The sequence below is a fragment of the Flavobacterium sp. GNP008 genome (genome assembly GCF_056428965.1).
The window spans coordinates 542,206-564,632 of the sequence record NZ_JBWJVL010000001.1 but is presented as its reverse complement, the minus strand read 5'-3'; the positions used below and the strand labels follow the sequence as shown (position 1 = coordinate 564,632).

The 22,427-nt window shown below is 33.8% G+C and carries 18 protein-coding genes; 4 read left to right on the top strand and 14 right to left on the bottom strand.

Annotated features, from left to right (window positions below):
- Nucleotides 1–10 precede the first annotated feature (10 nt).
- Complete coding sequence (locus tag AC0608_RS02595; RefSeq protein ID WP_478288026.1) at nucleotides 11–469, top strand: thioredoxin family protein; 459 nt, start codon at nucleotides 11–13, stop codon at nucleotides 467–469.
- 4 nt (nucleotides 470–473) lie between these two features.
- On the opposite strand, the gene AC0608_RS02590 is transcribed toward AC0608_RS02595, so the two are convergent.
- The 5 genes from AC0608_RS02590 to surE all read right to left on the bottom strand — a co-directional run bounded on the left by AC0608_RS02590 (nucleotide 474) and on the right by surE (nucleotide 5,396).
- Nucleotides 474–2,504, bottom strand: coding sequence for a ComEC/Rec2 family competence protein (locus AC0608_RS02590; protein ID WP_478288025.1), 2,031 nt, complete (start codon nucleotides 2,502–2,504; stop codon nucleotides 474–476).
- A gap of 94 nt (nucleotides 2,505–2,598) precedes the next feature.
- Complete coding sequence (locus AC0608_RS02585) at nucleotides 2,599–3,117, bottom strand: C40 family peptidase (RefSeq protein ID WP_478288024.1); 519 nt, start codon at nucleotides 3,115–3,117, stop codon at nucleotides 2,599–2,601.
- 46 nt (nucleotides 3,118–3,163) lie between these two features.
- Nucleotides 3,164–4,276 (bottom strand): lipid-A-disaccharide synthase, encoded by a 1,113-nt coding sequence (gene lpxB, locus AC0608_RS02580; RefSeq protein WP_478288023.1) that lies wholly within the window; start codon nucleotides 4,274–4,276, stop codon nucleotides 3,164–3,166.
- Nucleotides 4,277–4,351: 75 nt separating this feature from the next.
- Nucleotides 4,352–4,624 (bottom strand): hypothetical protein, encoded by a 273-nt coding sequence (locus AC0608_RS02575; protein WP_417959293.1) that lies wholly within the window; start codon nucleotides 4,622–4,624, stop codon nucleotides 4,352–4,354.
- Nucleotides 4,617–5,396 carry a 5'/3'-nucleotidase SurE gene (surE, locus tag AC0608_RS02570; protein ID WP_478288022.1) on the bottom strand — a complete coding sequence of 260 codons (780 nt, stop codon included), beginning with the start codon at nucleotides 5,394–5,396 and terminating at the stop codon, nucleotides 4,617–4,619. The genes AC0608_RS02575 and surE overlap by 8 nt, the downstream gene beginning before the upstream one ends.
- Before the next feature lie 204 nt (nucleotides 5,397–5,600).
- Here surE and AC0608_RS02565 point away from each other — a divergent pair, with 204 nt between their 5' ends.
- Nucleotides 5,601–7,778, top strand: a complete 2,178-nt coding sequence (locus tag AC0608_RS02565) for a carboxy terminal-processing peptidase (RefSeq protein WP_417959295.1) — start codon at nucleotides 5,601–5,603, stop codon at nucleotides 7,776–7,778.
- Between the two features lie 354 nt (nucleotides 7,779–8,132).
- Here the strand turns inward: AC0608_RS02565 and rodA are convergent, their stop codons facing one another.
- The 6 genes from rodA to purH form a co-directional block, all read right to left on the bottom strand.
- Nucleotides 8,133–9,368, bottom strand: a complete 1,236-nt coding sequence (gene rodA, locus AC0608_RS02560) for a rod shape-determining protein RodA (protein WP_478288021.1) — start codon at nucleotides 9,366–9,368, stop codon at nucleotides 8,133–8,135.
- A gap of 5 nt (nucleotides 9,369–9,373) precedes the next feature.
- A complete protein-coding gene (mrdA, locus tag AC0608_RS02555) occupies nucleotides 9,374–11,326 on the bottom strand; it encodes a penicillin-binding protein 2 (RefSeq protein WP_478288020.1) in 1,953 nt (650 codons plus the stop codon).
- Complete coding sequence (gene mreD, locus AC0608_RS02550; RefSeq protein ID WP_478288019.1) at nucleotides 11,323–11,829, bottom strand: rod shape-determining protein MreD; 507 nt, start codon at nucleotides 11,827–11,829, stop codon at nucleotides 11,323–11,325. The genes mrdA and mreD overlap by 4 nt, the downstream gene beginning before the upstream one ends.
- Nucleotides 11,822–12,646: a rod shape-determining protein MreC gene (mreC, locus tag AC0608_RS02545; protein ID WP_478288018.1), complete on the bottom strand. Its 825-nt coding sequence runs from the start codon at nucleotides 12,644–12,646 to the stop codon at nucleotides 11,822–11,824. The genes mreD and mreC overlap by 8 nt, the downstream gene beginning before the upstream one ends.
- A gap of 101 nt (nucleotides 12,647–12,747) precedes the next feature.
- Nucleotides 12,748–13,776 (bottom strand): rod shape-determining protein, encoded by a 1,029-nt coding sequence (locus AC0608_RS02540; RefSeq protein WP_269686529.1) that lies wholly within the window; start codon nucleotides 13,774–13,776, stop codon nucleotides 12,748–12,750.
- 53 nt (nucleotides 13,777–13,829) lie between these two features.
- Nucleotides 13,830–15,356, bottom strand: a complete 1,527-nt coding sequence (gene purH / locus AC0608_RS02535; RefSeq protein ID WP_478288017.1) for a bifunctional phosphoribosylaminoimidazolecarboxamide formyltransferase/IMP cyclohydrolase — start codon at nucleotides 15,354–15,356, stop codon at nucleotides 13,830–13,832.
- A gap of 197 nt (nucleotides 15,357–15,553) precedes the next feature.
- On the opposite strand from purH, the gene AC0608_RS02530 reads away from it, so the two are divergent.
- Entirely contained in the window at nucleotides 15,554–16,804 is a 1,251-nt protein-coding gene (locus AC0608_RS02530) for an ABC transporter permease (RefSeq protein WP_417959301.1), read from the top strand.
- A 171-nt stretch (nucleotides 16,805–16,975) separates the two neighbouring features.
- Here AC0608_RS02530 and accD read toward each other — a convergent pair whose 3' ends face one another.
- The 3 genes from accD to tamL all read right to left on the bottom strand — a co-directional run bounded on the left by accD (nucleotide 16,976) and on the right by tamL (nucleotide 21,642).
- On the bottom strand, nucleotides 16,976–17,830 hold the full coding sequence (gene accD, locus AC0608_RS02525; protein ID WP_416854355.1) for an acetyl-CoA carboxylase, carboxyltransferase subunit beta: 855 nt from the start codon (nucleotides 17,828–17,830) through the stop codon (nucleotides 16,976–16,978).
- A 115-nt stretch (nucleotides 17,831–17,945) separates the two neighbouring features.
- Complete coding sequence (gene fbaA, locus AC0608_RS02520; RefSeq protein ID WP_417959302.1) at nucleotides 17,946–19,013, bottom strand: class II fructose-bisphosphate aldolase; 1,068 nt, start codon at nucleotides 19,011–19,013, stop codon at nucleotides 17,946–17,948.
- A 61-nt stretch (nucleotides 19,014–19,074) separates the two neighbouring features.
- Nucleotides 19,075–21,642 (bottom strand): translocation and assembly module lipoprotein TamL, encoded by a 2,568-nt coding sequence (tamL, locus tag AC0608_RS02515; RefSeq protein ID WP_478288016.1) that lies wholly within the window; start codon nucleotides 21,640–21,642, stop codon nucleotides 19,075–19,077.
- Between the two features lie 37 nt (nucleotides 21,643–21,679).
- On the opposite strand from tamL, the gene AC0608_RS02510 reads away from it, so the two are divergent.
- A complete protein-coding gene (locus tag AC0608_RS02510) occupies nucleotides 21,680–22,405 on the top strand; it encodes a TrmH family RNA methyltransferase (RefSeq protein WP_478288015.1) in 726 nt (241 codons plus the stop codon).
- Nucleotides 22,406–22,427: the final 22 nt, after the last annotated feature.

Sequence of the window (22,427 nt, the reverse complement as noted above, 5' to 3'; positions counted from 1 at the left end):
AATTATAGGTATGAAGAAAATTATAGTTGCCGTATTACTTTTTGCTGGATCATTTGCAGCAGAAGCACAGGAGTTAGTTTGGGAGACCAATGTCAATAAGGCAATGGAAATTTCGAATGAAACTAAAAAACCATTATTGTTATTTTTCACCGGAAGCGATTGGTGTGGATGGTGTATCCGTTTGCAGAAAGAAGTGTTGAGAACACCTGAATTTGCCGCTTGGGCCAAGGAAAACGTGGTTTTAGTAGAATTAGATTATCCAAGGAAAGCACTCCAAACGCCGGACATAAAAAAGCAGAATAACGAATTGCAAATGGCTTTTGGAATTCAAGGATTTCCAACCATTATATTAGCAAATGGAGTCACAAAAGAAGGCAAAGTGAGTTTTGAAGGCATCGGGAGTACGGGTTACGTCGCTGGTGGACCTTCCGCTTGGTTAGCTGTAGCCAATAGTTTTCTTAAAAAATAAAAGTTTAATTCAATCTATAAAATCCCTTTTCACCAGTTGCGTGAAAAGGGATTTTTTGTTTTTCACAACTGGCTTTCCATTTTTTTTGAATGGTTTTAAAGTTGGATGCATCGGCAATGACTAATTTTGGTTTCATCTTTTGTAGCATACGATCTAAATTTATTTTAGCAGATTGTGTCAATAGGATAATATCTGGGGCGCTGTTTTCCGGATAAAGTCCGGAGCTGTCTAAAACAAAAATCTTTTTTCCATTAAAATAGATAAAGTTAGAAAGTTGTCGTTTTTGTAATAAAGTGCTTAAATGTGCGATGCGATAGGATTTTAAAAGGCGGTTTTGCTGAGCAGTATTTAAAAGGCTGTCATTGGCATATAGTAAAATATGTTCACCTTTCCTTTCTGTAATCAAAGTGCTGTTTTTGCTGTTAAAAACCAGTAGTTCCTGTTCGTTTAGGATTTTCCAATGTATTTTAAAATAAGAAAGTTGTAATATAATTATGGAAATTAAGACTGCAATCAATTTATTAAAGCTTGGTTTTTTAAACCAAATGATTACTGTAAATAGTAATGTATAACCGCTCAGTAAAAAATAAAAATGAAGTGGTATGTCCTGAATGATGAACTGTTCGAAGGAAGCAATTGCGTTGATAATTTTGTTCAAACAGTAAATGCTTGATTCCAATAGGTCAGAAAGAAAAGGAGGAATAAGGTTGAATGCAGCCATAAGCATGACAAGCACTCCTAAAATCATAATGAAACTTAATACTGGAATAATAACTAAATTGGTTATAAAAAATAAGCACGGAAACTGATGAAAATAATAAATGCTTAGTGGTAAAGTACCTATTTGTGCGGCAATAGAAACGGTTAGAATATTCCAGATGTAGTTTGAAACTTTGTTTTTAGGTAACCAAATCGAAGCCAGAAGTGGCTGTAACCAAACAATAAAAAACAAAGCGATATAGCTCAATTGAAAACCAACATCAAATAAAAAAGAAGGTTCAAAAAGTAAAATCAACAACGCAGAAACTAATAAAGTGTGGTATATGTTTACGCTTCTCCGGAGATGATTTCCAATGGCTACAAAGGAAAACATGGTTACGGATCGAACCACAGAAGGCGCTAAACCCGCAATGATTCCAAACATGGATAAGGAGAGGAGAATGACGAGTAACTTGATAAAAGAACCTCGCTTTGTGTTTGGAATTGCTTGTAGCATATATGTTACAAAAAGCAATATAAATCCAATATGTAATCCCGATACGGATAAGATATGAACGGCTCCTGCATATTGATAATCCCGAATAATTTCTGGAGCAATATCTTGTTGTTGTCCCATGATTAAAGCAATAGCTACATTCAGCTCGGATTTGTTAAAGTTATTTTTCTCTAAATTTTTAATAATTCTAGTTCTTAATTGAGAAGAATAGTACCAGATGTTTTTCTCACTTTCAGTACTAATTTTTATTTGGTCAACGTTGGCATATAGTTGTGCATAAATTTGTTTGTTTTTCAGGTACTTACTATAATCAAATTGATTAGGATTATTTGGCGGTTTGTTTCTCGTTAGTATTCCTTTAATCAGTAAAAAATTCCCTGCTTTAATTGCGTGTTTTGAACTGTTCTTTTGAATGTTTAGTATAATCTTTCCGGTTTGTTCTTTTCCACCTATACGGTTTACAATGGCAATGTATCGGTCGCTAAACAGATTGCTTTTTAGTTTTTCTCTTATCGTAATAGAAATTGAAAGGGGTCGTGCAAAAATTTCTAAGTTATGAGTGTAATTGCTTTTCTGAAAAGAATCAGTATGAACTATTTGGTTAGAAATACCAATAATAAAAGACAGAAGATAAGTTCCAATACCAAAATAAATGGAGCCTTTACTTTTAGAGAAAAAGTACAGTGTTCCAAAAAGAATAATGGAGATTAAAAGAATAGTGAAAACTGACAAAATAGAAGGTTGCACGTAATGTGCGAAAAGCAACCCTAATACAAACCCGATTGTTATTCTTGCTAAAGGGAATCGTAGTACTTTCATAACCCTAAAGTACGTAATTTTAGTAAGAAATAGATTTATTTTTAGAGCATCTGTTTAGTTAAATATTCCATTTCGGTTAGGGTCTATTTAATTGCTAAAGTATTCGATTGATCTGAACAAATGTTTTTTTATAATAGGGTTCTTTAGTTGAGGAAATAATTACTCCTTTTGAAGTAGAGGAATGTATGAATTTTATTTCTTCATCTGTGACTTCTATCACTATTCCTACATGGTTTATGTGTGTTTTTTTGCTGGTTTTAAAGAATATCAAGTCTCCTTTTTGGGCCTGATCTCGTTTTTCATCTAATACGATCCCTATTTTTGATTGTTCAAACGAATTGCGAGGTAAGGTTATGTTTTCTGAACGAAATACAGTATACATCAAACCGGAACAGTCAAAACCGTTGCTAGTAGTGCCCCCGTATTTATATTTTGTACCAATATTTTCAGCGGCTGAATTTATTAATTGTTCTGCTAATTGATTATTTTTTCTCTTATCGGACCGAGATGATTTTTCTTTCGTAGCGCCTTTTTTTGAAGGTTCAATTGAGGAGGTAGATTTACAAGCGGTAAAAAAAGTAACAAGCAATAAAAGATACAGGAAACGTTTCAAAAGGGTTTGTTTTTAGTTGATTTTAGAATTTAAAGTAAATTAAGATTTATTTTAAATCACTAACAATCAGCGTGGCTGTTTTTTCACTAGCCCCAATTCCGCCTAATTGCTCTTCTAATAACGCATATTTTTCTAAAAGCGTATTGCGATTGTTGGTTTTTAGTATTTTTTGAAGTTCCTCCCGTATGCGTCTTGTATTGCATTGCTCTTGAATTAACTCGGTGACAACTTCTTCATCCATGATTAAATTTACTAGTGAAATGTATTTGAGTGTAATGACTCGTTTCGCAATTTGGTACGAAACCCAACTTCCTTTATAGCATACTACTTCTGGAACTTTAAAAAGTGCTGTTTCAAGTGTAGCAGTTCCTGACGTAACTAATGCAGCTGTTGCATTACGCAATAAATCATAGGTTTTATTAGAGATAAATTTTATGTTTTCCTGAGTAATGAAAGTGTTATAAAGAGAAAATTCCTGACTAGGAGCTCCGGCAATTACAAATTGATAGTCTGGAAAATCAGGGACAATACTTAGCATTACAGAGAGCATTTTAGTAATTTCCTGTTTTCTACTACCGGGTAAAATAGCGATAATTGGTTTATCGTTTAATTGGTTTTCTTTTCTGAAAAGAACGGGATCAACTGCTGCTTGGTTGTGAATTGCATCAATCAGTGGATGACCAACAAATTCCACCGGGAAATGATGTTTGTCTTCGTAAAATTTTTTTTCGAAAGGCAAAATCACATACATTTTATCAATATCGCGCTTAATATCTGTAATTCTACTTTCCTTCCAAGCCCAAATTTGAGGAGAAATATAATAGTGCGTTTTCATACCTAATTTTTTGGCCCATTTTGCAATTCGTAAATTAAAACCTGGATAGTCAATAAAAACAAGAACATCGGGCCGAAACCCTACAATATCTTTTTTGCATATCTTGATGTTGTTCAGAATGGTTTTAAGGTTGAAAATCACTTCAATGAAACCCATGAAGGCTAATTCTCGGTAATGTTTCACTAATGTCCCTCCAGCACTTTGCATCAATTCACCACCCCAAAAACGGATTTCGGCAGTAGGATCTTTTTTATAGAGTTCTTTCATCAAATTAGAGCCGTGCAAATCACCTGAAGCTTCTCCTGCAATTATATAATATTTCATTTTTTTTCGGTTAGAAAATTTAAACGGATTAAATCATATTTAACGTCCCCTGCTTTTTCGAGAACAAAAGTAAATTCAAATAAAGATAGTGAGTATCGCCAAGACAATTACAGCCAAAACTACTCCACGCGCCATTATTTCTTTATTTATTTTTAGCAAAATTCCAAAGGTCAGTAAGGCAAGTATAGATCCTAATGTGATTATTTTTCCCAAATTTCCTTGTGATTTCATAATTTGGATCCCCGCAATAAACTTGAATTCAGTAAAAAAAGTGATAAAAATATACGAACCAAAGAGTGTCGTGGCAAAACCTATTAAAAAGCCGAGTAGTAAATCTTTTTTATTCATTCCATTTCCAGGTATTAAGTTGTTGTATAGCATGATGTGCTGTCAAATCAAATTGAACAGGTACAACCGATATAAATCCATTTTCTAAGGCCCATTCATCCGTATCTTCTCCTTTGTCTTGGTTTACAAATTCACCTGCAAGCCAGTAATAATCTCTTCCTTGAGGTGTTTTTCTTTTATCGAATTTTTCTACCCAAATAGCTTTTGCTTGACGGCAGATCCGAATTCCTTTGATGTTTTTTTTCTCTAATTTGGGAAAATTAACATTCAAAACTACCCCTTCCGGCAGGCCGTTTTCTAAAACTTCTACTGAAATTTTGTGAATAAAAGATTTTATAGCATCAAAATTAGCGTTCCAATCGTAATCCAACAACGAAAAACCGATAGCTGGAATTCCCTCAATTCCTGCTTCAACAGCGGCACTCATTGTTCCGGAATAAATTACATTTATAGAAGAATTTGAACCGTGGTTAACACCTGAGACACACAGGTCAGGTTTTCGTTTCAAAATTTCGTTGACCGCAAGTTTTACACAGTCTACTGGTGTTCCGGAACAACTGTATTCAAGAAAGGGATCGTTTTCTTTTGAGATTTTATTTAAATATAAAGTGCTGTTTATAGTAATGGCATGACCCATGGCACTTTGGGGTGTATCTGGTGCGACCACAACAATATCTCCTAATTCAGCCATAACTGAAATTAATGCTCTAAGACCAGGTGCTGAAACACCATCATCGTTAGTTATTAAAATTAAGGGTTTTATTTTTTTCATTATTTAGCAAAGAAAGTTTGATTTTTATGATTTTGATGGCAAATGTAATGACACCGAATGGGATTCAGTAAACAAAAGATAAAAATATGTTATCTTGATACATTTCGCAGAATAAAAAAAAACATTTTTTATATCTTTAACAAAAATTTATGGAGACTCCGCTGCTGTTGGCATAGTTTTTACCGTAACTTAGAATAAAAATTCATGAATACTATTCTTAACTTTATGAAAAGAAATTATAAAATTATACTTGTTGTCGTATGTATTTCGGTGACATTGTTTGCCTTTAAAATGAATACTTCAAAAACGGCAGATCCAGAAAAAGACAAACTGCTTTTGGAGTTACTGACCTTTGTTATAGAAAAAGGGCATTACAGTCCTGCAACAATTGACGATGCTTTCTCAAAAGGAATATATAAAGATTATATAGAGGCGTTGGATCCTTCCAAACGTTTTTTTATGCAAGCTGATATTGAAGAATTTTCAAAATTCGAGTTGCAATTAGACGACCAGTTGTTGAATAAAGATTTGTCATTCTTTAATTTAACCTACGATCGTTTGATGAAAAGAATGAATGAAAGCACTAAAATTTATAAAGAGGTATTAAGTACTCCTTTTGATTACACTATTGACGAAAGTTTTAATATAGATTATGAGAAGGCTCCTTACCCAAAAAATATAACTGAACTTAAGGACAAATGGCGCAAGCAAATTAAATTATCAACACTATCATCTCTAATTGATAAACAAAAATTAGAACAGGATAAAAAGAAAAATGATACAAACTACAGCATCAAGTCTTTTGATGTTTTAGAAAAAGAAACCAGAGAAAGTTCGGTAAAATCCTTAGATGAATATTTTGGATTTATAAAGGACTTAGATAGAAATGATTGGTTTTCGGTTTATATCAATTCAATTACCGCTCGTTTTGATCCGCATACCAATTATTTTGCTGCTGAAGAAAAAGAGCGCTTTGATGTGAGTATTAGTGGTAAATTAGAAGGAATTGGCGCTCGTCTTCAAAAGAAAAACGATTTAACTGAAATTTCTGAGCTTATTTCAGGAGGGCCAGCTTGGAGAGGAAAACAACTGGAGGCAGGAGATTTAATTATGAAGGTTGCGCAAGGAAATGGAGAAGCTGTTGATGTTGTTGGGATGCGCCTTGATGACGTTGTAAAGAAAATTAAAGGACCTAAAGGTTCCGAAGTACGTCTTACCGTTAAAAAAGTGGATGGAACAATTAAAGTTATTTCTATTGTTAGAGATATTGTAGAAATAGAAGAAACGTATGCAAAATCGAGTATTGTAAATAAAAATGGATTGAAATACGGGGTTATCTATTTACCGAAATTTTATATTGATTTTGAGAACACTAATGGGAGAGATGCGGGAAAAGATATTGCCATTGAAGTTGATCGATTGAAAAAAGCAGGAGTTAACGGTATTGTACTTGATGTTAGGGATGATGGTGGTGGATCTTTATCTACCGTGGTCGATATTGCAGGATTGTTTATTGAGCAAGGGCCAATCGTTCAGATTAAATCTGCAGGTAGAAAAAAAGAAGTGCTTTATGATCGAGATTCAAAAATAGAGTGGGACGGTCCTTTGGTAATTATGGTAAATAGTTTTTCTGCTTCCGCATCTGAGATTTTGGCTGCTGCCATACAGGATTATAAAAGAGGAATTATTATTGGTAGTAAACAGACATATGGTAAAGGAACAGTTCAAAATGTTATTGATTTAAATCAATTTGTAAGGAGTAGTTCCGTTGGAGATTTGGGAGCCATTAAAACTACTACCCAAAAATTTTATAGAATTAATGGGGGTTCAACACAATTAGAAGGAGTGCGTAGTGATATTGTTATGCCAGATCGTTATGCCTATTTAAAAATGGGAGAGCGTGATGTTGATAATGCGATGCCTTGGGACAAAATTGATCAGGCTGATTATACCGTGTGGAACAATAATGCTAATTTTAGCCAAGCGATCATTAATAGTAAGAACAGGATTAATGAAAATTCGCAATTTCAGTTAATAGAAGAAAATGCAAAATGGATTGATAGTAGAAGTGAAGAAAACGTTTATAGTTTGAATATTGATAAATTTAAAATCGCTCAATCAGAAATTGAAGAGAAAGCTAAAAAATACAAACCAATTATAGACTATAAGAATGCATTAACATTTACTTCATTGCCTTATGAAGCAGACGCCATGAGTAAAGATATAACTTTGAAAGAAAAGAGAGAAAGATGGCATGAAGCGCTATCTAAAGATATTTACGTAGAGGAAGCCCTAAATGTTTTGGATGATTTGCAATCAAAAGCAATTTCTAAAAAGAGTGTTCCGGTTAAAATCAAAAAAGATAAATTGGCAAAATCTTAAGTTAGATCTATAATAGATAATAATAGTAAGCTGAAACGCCCAAGAAATTTAAATAATTTCTTGGGCGTTTCTATTTTGTAAATAGTAGGGACTAATTGTAATTTGCTATAGATGATTTTGTTCTGCCAGTTCTTGTTGTGCATGCATCGTAACTGAGTCAACTAAACTATCATCTAACTCAAACCATTATGAATGTAATAAGGAACTGTTTATATTAAACTAGCAAAAGGGTGTTATTGAAGCTAGCTAATTTTTTAAAACAGAAAGTTATATTTAACGTTTAATTTATTGAAAGTAAACTAAGCTTTACAAAGATGTTTAGATGTTAAGCAAAATAAATCTTTAGATATAATTTTACCACTCGTTTACTTTATTAGCATCCATTTTGATAAAAATAAATAGTAAAATAGTGAATCCCCATAGTCCGGACCCTCCATAAGAGAAGAAGGGCAACGGTACTCCAATCGTTGGAAAAATTCCAACAACCATAGCAATATTTACAAAGAAATGTGTAAACAAAATACCGGCAACACAATAGCCATAAACCCTGCTAAATTTTGTTTTTTGCCTTTCAGCCAAATAAATTATTCTAAGAAATAAGCCGGTAAAAAGAGCGATAACCACTAATGAACCCGCAAATCCCCATTCTTCTCCTACTGTAGTAAATATGTAATCGGTATGTTGTTCCGGTACAAAGCCACCTTTAGTCTGGGTGCCTTCGAGAAATCCTTTTCCAATCCAACCTCCAGAACCAATTGCAATTTCTGACTGATTGGTATTGTATCCAATCCCTTTCATGTCTACGGTTTTTCCTAAAAGTATGTTGAATCGATCTCTGTGGTGTTGTTTGAACACATTGTCAAACACATAATCTACTGATAAGACAAATCCAGAAATTAGCACAAAAAGTATACTGCTAAGAACGATATTTCTATCACCTAATCGAGATTTGAAATGTACGATTAACAAAATGATAAATCCAATGAGAATTACATATTGTGGTTCTAATACTAACGTTAGGACAAATAGAAGAATAGTTACAAAACCAGTCCATACATACCAAGCAGGAAGACCTTCACGATATAAAACGATGATAAATATGCTGTAAATTAAGGCACTTCCAGGATCGGGTTGTGGTAGAATTAGTAGTACCGGTAGTAAGATTATAGCTAATGCTTGCCATTGTCTGGTTACATCCTTAAGATTGATTTGGGTGTCACTTAAATATTTTGCTAAAGCCAATGCTGTTGCTGCTTTTGCAAATTCAGAAGGTTGAATTGTAAAACTTCCTATAGCATACCAACAGCGTTGTCCGGCTATTGTTTTTCCAAATAAAAATAATCCCGCAAGTGATAGTAGTGAAACACTAAATATGATACTTGCATATTTCTCATAAAATTTCCCGTCCACTGAGAGTACGATGAAAATCAAGGGAATGGTAAGTACAATAAATATTAATTGTTTTTCATAAGTGTCTTCCATTGAAGATAAAGAAGAAGAATAGATATTCAACCACCCCATAATAACTAATGACGCATAAATGATTATACTTATCCAGTCAATATTATTTGTTACACTTTGATTTTTCATCTGAATTAAATAACTTGTTTTTTCTCTTTGGTGGAATCAATTTTTACTTTTAAATTGGGAATTATTGTTTTCTTTTTTAGAAGAGAATCACTAATTCTTAATTGTAATTTTACCGCTTCAGAAAGTCCGCCTAATTTTGCATATTGACTTTGTAGGCTGGTTGCAAGTATTCTTTTTTCTAAATCAAGTCTGGTAATTTTTTGTCTTAGGTATTTTTCAATCATCAAACTTGCTATAGGTCCTGCTATTGTTGCACCAAACCCTCCATTCTCAACCATAATAGCAATAGCAATTTTAGGATTGTCTTTTGGAGCAAAAGCAACAAATATGGAATGGTCTTTAAGTTGGACTCTTTTACCACCAATTTTAGCGAAATTTTCTGCCGTTCCTGTTTTGCCACAAATATCAATTCCTTCCACTTTAAGAGCACTTGCAGTTCCCATATTGTAAACGTCAAATAAACCACTAATTATAGGTTTGAAGTGTCTTTTCTCAATTGTAGTTAAATGCTTGGTTGTGAATTTTTTATCAATGCTTTGACCTTCTATTTTTTTAATAATATGAGGGGTAAAATAATAGCCTTCATTAGCGATTGTTGCCATCATATTAGCTAACTGAATAGGCGTCATCACGACTTCACCTTGACCAATTGAGTTAGAAACGATAGTGGTGCTTCTCCATCCGCCATTCGGGTATATGCGTTTGTATGTTTTTGAATCGGGGACTTTTCCTTTTTTACCAGTTGGTAGATCATAGCCCATAAATTGTCCTAGACCAAAACTTTTTATATGGTTACTCCAAACATCTACCGCTTGTGCGGGTTTAGTATATTTGTTTATTGTTTTCATGTAAGCTGTAGCAAAATAGGAATTACAAGATTCATAAATTCCTCTATGCAACTGAAGGCTACCACCTCTACAATGACATCGCATGAATCGCCCTCGTGCATAGCTAAAACCACGGTTGCAACTAACGGTTGTGTTTGCATCTATTACACCTTCTTGCAATGCAACAAGTCCGGTTAAAATTTTGAAAGGTGACCCAGGAGGATACTCGGCTAATAAACCTCTATCATATAGCGGTTTTGCAATAGAATCACGGTATAATTCAGTATAATTTTTAGATCGTTGTCTCCCCACTAATATAGAAGGGTCATAAGATGGCGCAGTAACCAATGCCAGAATTTCTCCCGTACTAGGTTCAATGGCAACAATTCCACCTCTTTTATTGATCATTAATTCCTCACCATATTTTTGCAATTCAGCATCTATTGTTAGATTGATATCTTCGCCTTGAACTGCAATAGTATCGTATTTTCCATCTTTGTAGGAGCCAATTTCACGATTGTATTTATCTTTCTGAAAATACTTTACTCCCTTTACCCCACGTAAAAGATCTTCATAACTCTCTTCAACACCTTGTCTTCCTATTAAATCACCACTATTATAGTATGGGTTTTTTTCAACTAATTTTTCGTTTACTTGAGTAATAAATCCAAAAACATTAGCGCCAAAACCAACTTCATAATCACGAAGAGAACGCTTTTGAAAATAAAATCCTTCGTATTTTCTTATTTTCTCTTGAAAAGCTGCAAATTCGCTTTTATTTAACTGCGATAGAAAAACAGACGGTAAGCGTGGACTGTAAACCTTCGCTTTTTCAATTTTTTTAATAAAATCTTCTTTAGTAATATTCAGCAACTGGCAAAATTCTAAAGTATCTGTTTTTTTTACTTCTCGAGGTATTACCATGATGTCATAAGAAGCCTGATTAGCAACTAATAACTTTCCTTTGCGGTCATAAATATAGCCCCGTTCCGGATACTCATATTTTTTTTTAATAGCGTTATTTTCAGATTTTAATTTTAGAGTGTCGTCAACCACTTGCAAATAAAATATTCGCATTACAAGTAAAGTAGTAGCAAGAATGATTAAGGAAGGCAACAAGACTTTTCTCATCTTTTGTTTGGCTTAATGAGGTATATTATGATAATGCAAATAACGATTGTGAATACAGTGCTTAATAATGTAGTTATTAAAGTGTCTAGTATAAAGGTCAATTGGAATGCTTCCAATAAAAATAAGGTAAAGTGATGTAGTACTACCGAAAGTAATATAAATGAAAAGCGTTGCGGTGTTAGAACATCATTTAATCTTATGGTTTGATATTCATAACTCAGACCAAATGCAAATTTAAAGATGGAAGGTCTAAAATAAGCTAAAACTAAACACGCCGTCGCATGTGTTCCTCCGGAATTAGTAAACAGATCCATGATAAGTCCAAGCAAGAAGCTAGCCGCTACCAAGCCTGATTTATTTCCATTTACAGGATACAGTATTATGAATAGTATATATGGAAAAGGACTGATATAGCCCAAGAAATTCATGTTATTGAAGATAATAATTTGAAGTGCTAACAACAGAATAAATCGGAAAATATTGACTAACAAGGTGCTATTCATCCTTTTCTTTTTTTTCTAAATTAGTAATTTCTTCACGATCTTTACTTTTTATGATGTAAACATGGCCTAAATTTGTCATGTCGTTAAAAAGTTTTACATCCAGTGTGTAATAATTGGTTTGTGTGTCTCTGTAAATTTTAGCGATAGTACCAATGTTGATGTTTTCTGGAAAAATAACGGACTGTCCTCCGGTCACAATAGTGTCTCCAATTTTTATTAATGCTAATCGGGGAAGATCTGTTAATTGAACAAAGCCAGTACTCTTGCCATTCCAGTTTAAAGAACCGAAATGATCTGATTTTTTAATTTTGGCATTGATTTGAGATCTTTTATTCAGGATGCTTATTACAGTAGAATATTTTGGGGAGGTGTTTTCAATTATCCCTACGATGCCTAAACTGTTAATCACTCCCATATCTGGCTTCACGCCGTCTATTTCGCCAGAATTTAATGTGAGGTAATTTTCATAGACATTATAAGAATTGTGAATCACTTTTGACACTAGTATGTCTTCAGGTTTTACGCCTTTTAAACTGTCTAATGTTTTAACGGCAGTAGTGTCTTTACTATTAAATAGAAGGCTTTTTAGTTTAGCATTTTCAAGAGCAAGTGCATCATTTTGAGTTTTTAGATTCAAATACTCATTTAGATTATTCACCCTTTCATAAACACCACCACTTAAAAAGTTAGCGGAACTTATTATTTTACTTCTGTGGAAGGAATGGGATTGAATCGTGAGTGATAACGAGATACCCAAAAGCAGCAAAAACAGTATTCTGTTACTGTTTTTAAAAATAAAATTAAATATTTGCTGCATTGTATAAAATTAAATATTAAATAATTCAAAAAAAAGTAAATTCTAAATTCTTCTTTTTAATAATCAAAAGTAAAAATTGGAATTTAGAATTTATTTTTTGGTTATTTTATAAGGATACTTTTAAATTTCACGATATTTTTAAGTGCCATACCTGTCCCTCTTACAACAGCTCTCAATGGATCTTCGGCAATATAAACAGGTAAATCTGTTTTTTGCGAAATTCTTTTGTCTAAACCTCTAAGCATTGATCCCCCACCAGCAAGATAGATACCGGTATTGTAAATGTCGGCCGCTAATTCTGGGGGTGTTTGAGATAAAGTTTCCATTACAGCATCTTCAATTCGTTGTATCGATTTGTCAAGTGCTTTGGCAATTTCTCTATACGAAACTTCAACTTGCTTCGGTTTACCGGTAAGTAAATCTCTACCTTGAACTGACATGTCTTCAGGAGGAGTTTCTAAATCTTCTATTGCGGCACCAATTTGTATTTTTATTTTTTCAGCAGTACTTTCTCCAACAAAAAGGTTGTGTTGGGTACGCATGTAATAAACGATGTCATTGGTAAATACATCGCCGGCAATTTTAACTGATTTGTCACAAACAATTCCGCCTAGAGCGATTACTGCAATTTCAGTTGTTCCCCCACCGATGTCAACAATCATGTTCCCCTTAGGTTGCATAATGTCAATACCTATTCCTATAGCTGCTGCCATAGGTTCGTGTATTAAATATACTTCTTTACCATTTACCCTTTCACAAGATTCTTTAACTGCCCTCATCTCTACTTCAGTGATACCAGATGGAATACAAACAACCATTCTTAATGCTGGAGTAAACATTCTTTTTTTCAATGCTGGGATGCTTTTTATAAACATACTGATCATTTTTTCTGAAGCATCAAAATCAGCAATTACACCGTCTTTTAAAGGCCTTATTGTTTTAATGTTTTCATGTGTTTTACCCTGCATCATGTTGGCTTCTTTACCAACAGCAATGATTTTGCCCGAAACTCTATCGCGAGCTACTATTGAAGGGCTGTCAATTACGACTTTATCATTATGAATGATTAAAGTATTAGCGGTACCAAGGTCTATCGCAATATCCTCGGTCATGAAATCAAAAAATCCCATAAGTTTTTTAAGGGTTAAAAGTTATAAATTTGTGACGGACAAAGTTAAACAAATTAATGTTTAAAATGACGAGTTCCTGTAAATACCATTGCAACTTTATTTTCGTTGCAATAATTGATGCTCAATTCGTCTTTTATTGAGCCTCCAGGCTGAATTACGGCAGTTATTCCGGCATTTTTAGCTATTTCCACACAATCGGGAAAAGGAAAAAATGCATCACTTGCCATTGACGCTCCATGCAAATCAAATCCAAAATTTTTAGCTTTTTCTATAGCTTGTAGCAAGGCATCAACTCGTGATGTTTGTCCTGTGCCAGAAGCAATAAGTGTGCCGTTTTTAGCAAAAACAATCGTGTTGGATTTTGTGTTTTTACAAATTTTAGACGCAAATATTAAATCTTGAATTTCTTGTTCTGTAGGCGTATGTATAGTAACGGTTCTTAAGGCTTCTTTATTGTCAGTGATGTTGTTTCTTTCCTGAACTAAAATCCCATTCAAGCAAGTTCGTACTAGTTTTTGCGGTAATGCAACCTCGTTTTGCACTAATATGATTCGGTTTTTCTTTTCTTGTAAAATAGCCGTAGCTTCATCATCATATTCCGGAGCAATTACGACCTCGCAAAACAATTTGTTTATTTCTCTGGCAGTTGCAATATCAATTTTGGTATTGGAAATCAAAACACCTCCAAAAGCGGAAGTAGGATCACACGCCAATGCGGCTAGATAAGCTTCGGTAATGCTTGCTCTTGATGCTAGCCCGCAAGCGTTATTGTGTTTTAATATGGCAAATGTAGGACCGTCATTTTTGAATTCATTAATCAAATTTACCGCAGCGTCTACATCCAATAAGTTGTTGTACGATAATTCTTTTCCATGAACTTTTTTGAACATCGCGTCAAAGTCACCAAAGAAAAATCCTTTTTGATGTGGGTTTTCACCATATCTTAAAACTTGGCCATTGGCAATACTTTCTTTATAAATGGTTTCATCTTTGTTGAAGTAGTTAAAGATAGCAGTATCATAGTGGGACGAAACATGAAATGCTTTTGTAGCCAATAATTTTCTGTCTTCCAAAGTTGTTGCGCCATTTTGCTCTGTAATCAAATCTAGTAGTAAAGGGTATTGATCAACCGACGCTACGATTACGGTGTCCTTGAAATTTTTTGCGGCAGCACGAATTAAAGAAATACCACCAATATCTATCTTTTCAATTATATCTGCTTCAGTAGCTCCTGATGCAACCGTTTTCTCAAAAGGATATAGGTCAACAATGACCAAATCAATTTGTGGAATGTTAAACTCTTGCATTTGTTGTACATCACTCTCATTATCTTGGCGATTTAGTATTCCTCCGAAGACTTTTGGGTGTAATGTTTTTACTCTACCACCTAAAATGGAAGGGTAAGAAGTCACATCTTCAACAGGAATTACAGGAATCCCTAAATTTTTTATGAAATCCTCTGTTCCTCCAGTAGAATAAAGTGTAACATTTTGACTGTTTAGTTGTCTTACTATAGGTTCCAATCCTTCTTTCGAAAAGACTGAGATTAATGCCGATTGAATTTTTTTAGTTGTGCTCATTATGTAGTTATAATTATAAAATGCAAAAATAGTTTTTTAATGTTAAAATTAAGCCATTTGAAATTGAGATAATTGTAAATTTTATTGCAATTTCATGGATGGATAAAAAATAATAGACCATAAGTATAACCAAACAATTATTCATTAGGTTTTTGAATAATATTTATAGAATTTTACTTTAACACAAAATAGATTGTATGTTAGTTTACCTAAGATTATTAAAAGAGAGTTTTGGTTTTGCTATGAGTGCCTTGCAAAATAATAAGTTAAGAACCTTGCTTTCTTTATTAGGCGTTACAATTGGAATTTTTTCGATTATAGCAGTACTTGCGGCGGTAGATTCCTTAGATAGAAAAATCACTAAAGATTTGAGTAGTTTAGATAAAAACACCATTTACTTGATGAAGTTTTCTTTTGGCCCTTCTGATATTCCGCAATGGAAAAGAGAGCAGTTCCCTAATGTAAAATACGATGAATACACCTATATGAAAGGGGCGATGACTAATACGGAGCAAATGAGCTACCAAATATTTACTAGAAGGGAATCCATCAAGTATGATTCAAAGACGGTTAGTGATGTGAATATTGTTCCAGTTTCTCATGAGTTTATCGATATACAGGGTCTAGAATTTGAAAAAGGACGATTTTATAATGAATCTGAAGCCAATTCGGGTGCTACGGTCATTGTTTTAGGAAACGAAATTGCAAAATCCTTGTTTGAAGAATCGGAACCTATTGGTAAAAATGTACGTTTGTATGGAAAACGCTTTACCGTAATTGGCGTTTTAAAAAAAGAAGGCTCCGGTTTGTTTGGTGACAGTAATGATACATCAGCTTATATTCCAGTAAACTTCGTTCGACAATTGTATGGAGATAATAATACTTCTCTAACTAATGTTATTATTTTAAAACCACAAAAAGGGGTAGATATGGAGGCCTACAAAGGCGAGATTTCTCAAAAATTAAGGAGTTTTAGAGGTTTAAAAGCAGGAGAAATAGATAATTTTTTTATTAATGTATTTTCTGGTTTCACGGATCTTATCGATGGTATTTTGGGTCAAATGAATCTTGTGGGTTGGGTAATTAGTGGTTTTTCATTACTAGTGGGTGGTTTCGGGATAGCTAATATCATGTTTGTTTCTGTAAAAGAACGGACTAGCTTAATTGGAATTCAAAAATCGCTAGGGGCCAAAAATAGGTTTATATTGTTTCAGTTTTTATTTGAAGCGGTTATCCTCTCCGTTATCGGAGGGGTAATTGGACTTTTATTAGTTTGGATTATTTCGGTAGTTTTAACGAAAGCATTAGATTTTGAATTCGTCTTGGGGATGGGAAATATTATTTTAGGAACCGGATTGGCCGCAATAATAGGATTGATCTCTGGAATACTTCCTGCTATCGCTGCGTCTAAATTAGACCCTGTAGAGGCCATTAGAACTGGAATGTAATCAGAGTTGTATTCATACTCGTAGTGAAAAATGCTGTTTTCCGAATACGTAATCTCAATAAAAATGTAACAAATTGTTTCTACTATTTTTGGAAGCTGTTTTTGGTACTATCTGGTTAAAGTAATATTTATTCATTTTAAATGAGAAATCCCGATTGCTCGGGATTTTCATTTATCTGATATTGTTATTCTGAATCAAATCGATGTACAAGTTAATCTTGTCTTTCAATTCTTTTCGGGGTGTAATAAAGTCTAAGAAACCATGTTCAAGAAGAAACTCTGCAGTTTGAAAGCCTTCCGGTAAATCTTTACCAGTAGTGTCTCTTACTACTCTAGGTCCGGCAAATCCAATGAGTGCTCCGGGTTCAGAAATGTTGATGTCTCCCAGCATGGCATAAGACGCAGTTGTTCCTCCTGTTGTAGGGTCTGTACACAATGAAATGTAAGGTAGTTTTGCTTCGGCTAGCTGAGCCAGTTTTACAGATGTTTTAGCTAATTGCATTAATGAATAAGCAGCTTCCATCATTCTTGCTCCACCGGATTTAGAAATCATTACAAATGGTAATTTGTTTTGAATAGCGTGGTCAATTCCTCTTGCGATTTTTTCTCCCACGACAGCTCCCATGGATCCTCCAATAAAGGCAAAGTCCATACAGCAGATCACCACATCTTTTCCTTTAGATTTCCCCACTCCTGTGCGCACTGCATCCTTAAGTTTGGTTTTCTCCATTACATCTTTTAATCGGTCTGCATATTTTTTAGTGTCCACAAAATGCAAAGGATCTTTAGAAGTCATGTTTTTATCTAGTTCAACAAATTCATTGTTGTCAAATAAGATCTGAAAATATTCGGCACTCCCTATTCTAACATGAAAACCATCTTCGGGACTTACAAATAAGTTCCGAGCTAGTTCGTCGGCATCAATAATTTTTCCAGTTGGAGATTTGTACCAAAGCCCTTTTGGAATGTCCATTTTGTCTTCGGTAGCAGTAGTAATCCCTTTTTCTTTTCTTTTAAACCAAGCCATTTTTCAAGTATTCAGTGTTCAGTAATTAGGTATCCAGTGTTTTGTAATCAGTTTTAGTGTTCCATTATCAGCATTTGAGAACTGAACACTAAAAACTGAAAACTGACCACTATTTTTATAATGTATTCACGTTGTTCAAGTCAGCAAATGCTTGCTCAAGTCTTGTATTGAAAGTAACTTCACTTTCACGCAACCATTTTCTTGGATCGTAATGTTTTTTATTTGGTACATCAGCTCCTTCTGGGTTGCCAATTTGAGTTTTCAAATAGTCAATATTTTTAACCATGTAATCACGAATACCTTCCGTAAATGCAAATTGCAAATCAGTATCAATATTCATTTTTATGACACCGTAGCTAATACCTTCTCTGATTTCTTCCAATGTAGAACCAGAACCACCATGGAAAACAAAATCTACTGGATTGTGTCCTGTGTTAAATTTATTTTGAACAAAATCCTGAGAGTTTTTCAAGATTTTTGGAGTCAATTTCACATTTCCGGGCTTGTAAACCCCATGAACATTTCCAAAAGCAGCAGCAATAGTAAATCTTGGGCTTACTTTAGAAAGTTCTTCATAGGCGTAAGCAACTTCTTCCGGTTGGGTGTATAATTTTGAACTATCAACATCTGAATTGTCAACACCATCTTCTTCACCACCTGTGATTCCAAGTTCGATTTCAAGTGTCATTCCCATTTTGCTCATTCTTTCTAAATAGCCTTTGCAAATTTCGATGTTTTCCTCGATTGGCTCTTCAGATAAATCAATCATGTGGGAGGAGAACAATGGCTTTCCAGTTTTAGCAAAATGTGCCTCTGAAGCATCTAATAAACCGTCAATCCAAGGTAGTAATTTTTTTGCACAATGATCGGTATGTAAAATTACAGTTGCTCCGTAAGCTTCCGCCAAAGTATGAATATGTAATGCACCAGCTATACCACCAGCGATAGCAGCTTTTTCGCCTACATTCGAAAGTCCTTTTCCAGCGTTAAATTGTGCTCCACCATTAGAAAATTGAATGATTACCGGAGCGTTTAGTTTTGCGGCAGTTTCAAGAACACCATTGATAGTATTTGATCCCGTAACATTTACTGCCGGAAGTGCAAATCCTTTTTCTTTAGCATAATTAAAAATTTCCTGAACCTGATCTCCTGTAGCTACGCCTGGTTTTATGTTGTGTGCCATTGTACTTTTTTTAGTTGTTTTTTTTAGTTTTTAGTTTTGCAAAAATAAGAATTAATTAGCATTAGAACGGATAATTTATTCCAAAATTTAAAACGGAGTTTGCAAAGTTGTATTCTCTAAACCATCTTTTGTTAGTTTCATTGGCTGGATTGTAGGTTTTGAATCCTAAATCAAAACGAATTACGAAAAAACTCAAATCGTATCGGATTCCAAAACCTGTACCCAATGCCATGTCTTTTAAGTCGCTAAAGCTCGTAAATGTTGATTTTTCATCGACTACATTATCCAGTACATTCCAAATATTGCCCGCATCAGCAAAAACAGCGCCTTTTAAACTGCCTAGAAGTTTAAATCGAAATTCGCCGCTAATAGCAATTTTCATGTTGGCTTCATTAAAATCATCCAAAGCACCGCTGCTTCCTGGTCCTAAACCGTAAGGTTGCCATGCTCTGTTGTCATTGGATCCGCCTGAAAAATAACTTCTTGAAAAAGGAATGTTATTTGAGTTTCCAAAGGGAATGGCAATTCCAAAGAAGGATCTGAATGCGAATATTTTTTCTTTGGATAGATCCCAATGTTTAATATAATCAAATTCTGTTTTTATATATTCGGAATATTCCAAGTTGAATATTTCATAATTCCCACTGAAGTTTTTTTTCTGATTGGTCGTTTTTGCAAAAGCAGATAAAAGAGTTCCTGCAGATTCTATTTTAGTTTTAAAAAGATAAAAAGTATTATCAGTTAGATCTTTTTTTGTTGTTTTTGAAAAAGTAAAACTGGTGGCTAAAATAAAATCGTTCTCTGTAAGTCTCATTCTTCGTTCCTCAATACTTCTTACGGCTTGAATATCGGCAGGTTCTAATGGTTTTAGAAAGGACCCATTACCAGTAAGGACATCATTTGTAAAACCAATCGTTCCTTGTTCAACTAGCAAATCTTTATCTGTTGCATTGTTATAATAAGCAGGATTTGTATTGTATTCTTTGCTTAATTCATTTAATGCATTATAGGAAGATCCATATACATTAAAATAGTTTTTAGGGTTTAGATTGCGTACAAACTGAGTGTTAAAAAGATCAAATCTTGCGGTATGATTTATTTTGGGAGTCCAATTGTAAGAAAGCGCTCCTGTAAAATTCTCTTTATCCAATCCTATATTTCTTTGTTTTGCAAAACCAACGGTAATAAGTGTGGAAGGGATCATGCTTTTAGCGATAATTTTATCGGTATTAAACGGCATCAAAATACGAGGGATGTTTAGTTTTAAATCCAATCCATACTCAGAAACATTGAAAAAATTATTTCTTGGATTCGCTAAATCTTTTGATGAGCCTACATTACCCCGCGCTGCTATTTCTAGAGTTTCCGCACCATTAAATACGTTTCTTATAGTCTCAGACACACTCAAACCAATACCAAAATCCTGAATGTTTGAGTGGGTAACATCCAGGGTTGTTCCGAAACTATATTTTTTTCTTGGTGTCAAATAGACTTTGGCAATCAAAGACTGAGCAGTAGTATCTCTTTTATCAACTTCATATTGTATGGATGGATAGTTGAATATTTTAAGATTATTCAAGTAGCGCGTTGTTAAAACGGTTTTATTATCGGCATACAAGCCTCCTTTTGTTATGAAAATAGCGTTTGTTATCGCTTTTGGTTTGTATTTTAATTTTTCCTGACTATAAAGATGAAAGTTTTTATAAGTGGTGCTATCAGTAATCTTTAACGCATTATTACTGGGAGAGTAATCGGTATAAATATTTACATCACTTATTTTGTATATTTTGAAAGGTTCCGTTCTGGTAGAATCGCCTTCCTGATACGAGTAATTATTAATCATCAAATTGATATTCGCCTGATTTACTTTTTTTATGGTATCAATGTCAAAAGTTACATAATTGGGTTGAAAATAATACACTCCATTGTTTCTAAAATGAGTGGTAATTCGGTTTTTTTCATTCTCAAAATCATCGGTTTTATATTGTTGTCCAGATTTTATAAAGGTGCTGGATTTATTAGTTTGGTACAAAGAGTCTAACGCTGGGGTCAAAATACTTGTTCGTAATGAATCTAAAAAGTACGCATTTCCAGGAATGATCGCGTATTTAATCTTAGCTTTTTTAATGCTTAAAGTATCAATCTGGTAAGCTGATTTTACATTAAAATAACCATTGTTGAAATAATAGTAATTCAATCGCAGTAGTGATTTATCACTTCTTTCTTTATCAATGATTATGGGAGGTTCTCCAGTTCTTTTCAAGAAATCATGTATCCCACGATACCAGAATGATTTGCCCAGCCGATTTACTTGTTTTTCAGAAAGCCATTTTGATTTTCTTTTAAATTTTTCTGGATTATTAGCAAATTTTGCTTGATAGGTTGAGTCTGGGTTTAGATTGGCTAAGTTGTAAAGATTCAATCGTAAGCGATACCCCAGCAAAGTACTATTTGGTTTTTGATACAATTGATTAAAGACGTTTTCGTCTTTAATAGTTTTGTTATTTACTGAAATTTCATTTTTTGTAAGTAGCAATTTGCCTTCTGGAACTCTTTTTACAGCATTGCAAGCACAAATTAGTGTTGCAATTAGAATAAATGCTGTTATTTTTGTGGAAATTTTTTTCAAGTGTTCTAAAATATTTAATTCAAAAGTACATTATTTTATGGTTAGTAAAAACCAAATAAAACTTATAACGAGTTTACAGCAAAAAAAATATAGAATAGCTACTAAATTATTTTTTGCCGAAGGCGTAAAAGGAATTCAGGAATTGCTGGATTCTAATTTTGAATTGGAACATTTGTATACTACCAAAAATGATTTTGAAGCAGTATCTAATCTTATGAAAACGGTTATTCAAGTAGCTGATTTAAAAAGAATCAGTGCGTTGGCTACCCCTAATTCTTGTTTAGCAATTTTCAAAATTCCTGAAGAAAAGCCAATACTTGAAGCACCTTTGATTTTGGCTCTTGATTCGATCAGAGATCCTGGAAATTTAGGGACGATATTGCGTTTGTGTGACTGGTTTGGAATACAACAAGTTGTGTGTTCAGCAGAAACGGTGGATGTTTATAATCCAAAAGTGGTGCAGGCCACTATGGGATCTATAGCCAGAGTCAATGTGAATTATATTGATTTGAACACTTTTGTTGGACAAACAGATTTGCCAGTATTTGGTACTTTTATGGATGGAGCTAACATTTATAAAACTGTTTTGCCACAAAAAGGAATTATAATTATGGGCAATGAAGCCAATGGAATATCAGCAGAACTTGAAAAATTAGTAAAAATTAAATTAGCAATTCCTCGTTTTGGGCATGTTCAAAAAACAGAAAGTCTGAACGTTGCTACTGCCACTGCGATCGTTTTAAGTGAGTTTTGTAGAGGTTGATGTTTTTGTAATACCAGTTTCT

Coding starts and splice junctions, on each gene's coding strand:
- purH (WP_478288017.1), bottom strand. CDS start 15,356: ATGAGCACAACTAAAAAAATTCAATCGGCATTAATCTCAGTCTTTTCG.
- AC0608_RS02595 (WP_478288026.1), top strand. CDS start 11: ATGAAGAAAATTATAGTTGCCGTATTACTTTTTGCTGGATCATTTGCA.
- AC0608_RS02540 (WP_269686529.1), bottom strand. CDS start 13,776: ATGGGATTTTTTGATTTCATGACCGAGGATATTGCGATAGACCTTGGT.
- rodA (WP_478288021.1), bottom strand. CDS start 9,368: ATGAAAAATCAAAGTGTAACAAATAATATTGACTGGATAAGTATAATC.
- mreD (WP_478288019.1), bottom strand. CDS start 11,829: ATGAATAGCACCTTGTTAGTCAATATTTTCCGATTTATTCTGTTGTTA.
- accD (WP_416854355.1), bottom strand. CDS start 17,830: ATGGCTTGGTTTAAAAGAAAAGAAAAAGGGATTACTACTGCTACCGAA.
- AC0608_RS02565 (WP_417959295.1), top strand. CDS start 5,601: ATGAATACTATTCTTAACTTTATGAAAAGAAATTATAAAATTATACTT.
- AC0608_RS02510 (WP_478288015.1), top strand. CDS start 21,680: ATGGTTAGTAAAAACCAAATAAAACTTATAACGAGTTTACAGCAAAAA.
- AC0608_RS02590 (WP_478288025.1), bottom strand. CDS start 2,504: ATGAAAGTACTACGATTCCCTTTAGCAAGAATAACAATCGGGTTTGTA.
- mreC (WP_478288018.1), bottom strand. CDS start 12,646: ATGCAGCAAATATTTAATTTTATTTTTAAAAACAGTAACAGAATACTG.
- fbaA (WP_417959302.1), bottom strand. CDS start 19,013: ATGGCACACAACATAAAACCAGGCGTAGCTACAGGAGATCAGGTTCAG.
- lpxB (WP_478288023.1), bottom strand. CDS start 4,276: ATGAAATATTATATAATTGCAGGAGAAGCTTCAGGTGATTTGCACGGC.
- AC0608_RS02530 (WP_417959301.1), top strand. CDS start 15,554: ATGTTAGTTTACCTAAGATTATTAAAAGAGAGTTTTGGTTTTGCTATG.
- AC0608_RS02575 (WP_417959293.1), bottom strand. CDS start 4,624: ATGAATAAAAAAGATTTACTACTCGGCTTTTTAATAGGTTTTGCCACG.
- mrdA (WP_478288020.1), bottom strand. CDS start 11,326: ATGAGAAAAGTCTTGTTGCCTTCCTTAATCATTCTTGCTACTACTTTA.
- surE (WP_478288022.1), bottom strand. CDS start 5,396: ATGAAAAAAATAAAACCCTTAATTTTAATAACTAACGATGATGGTGTT.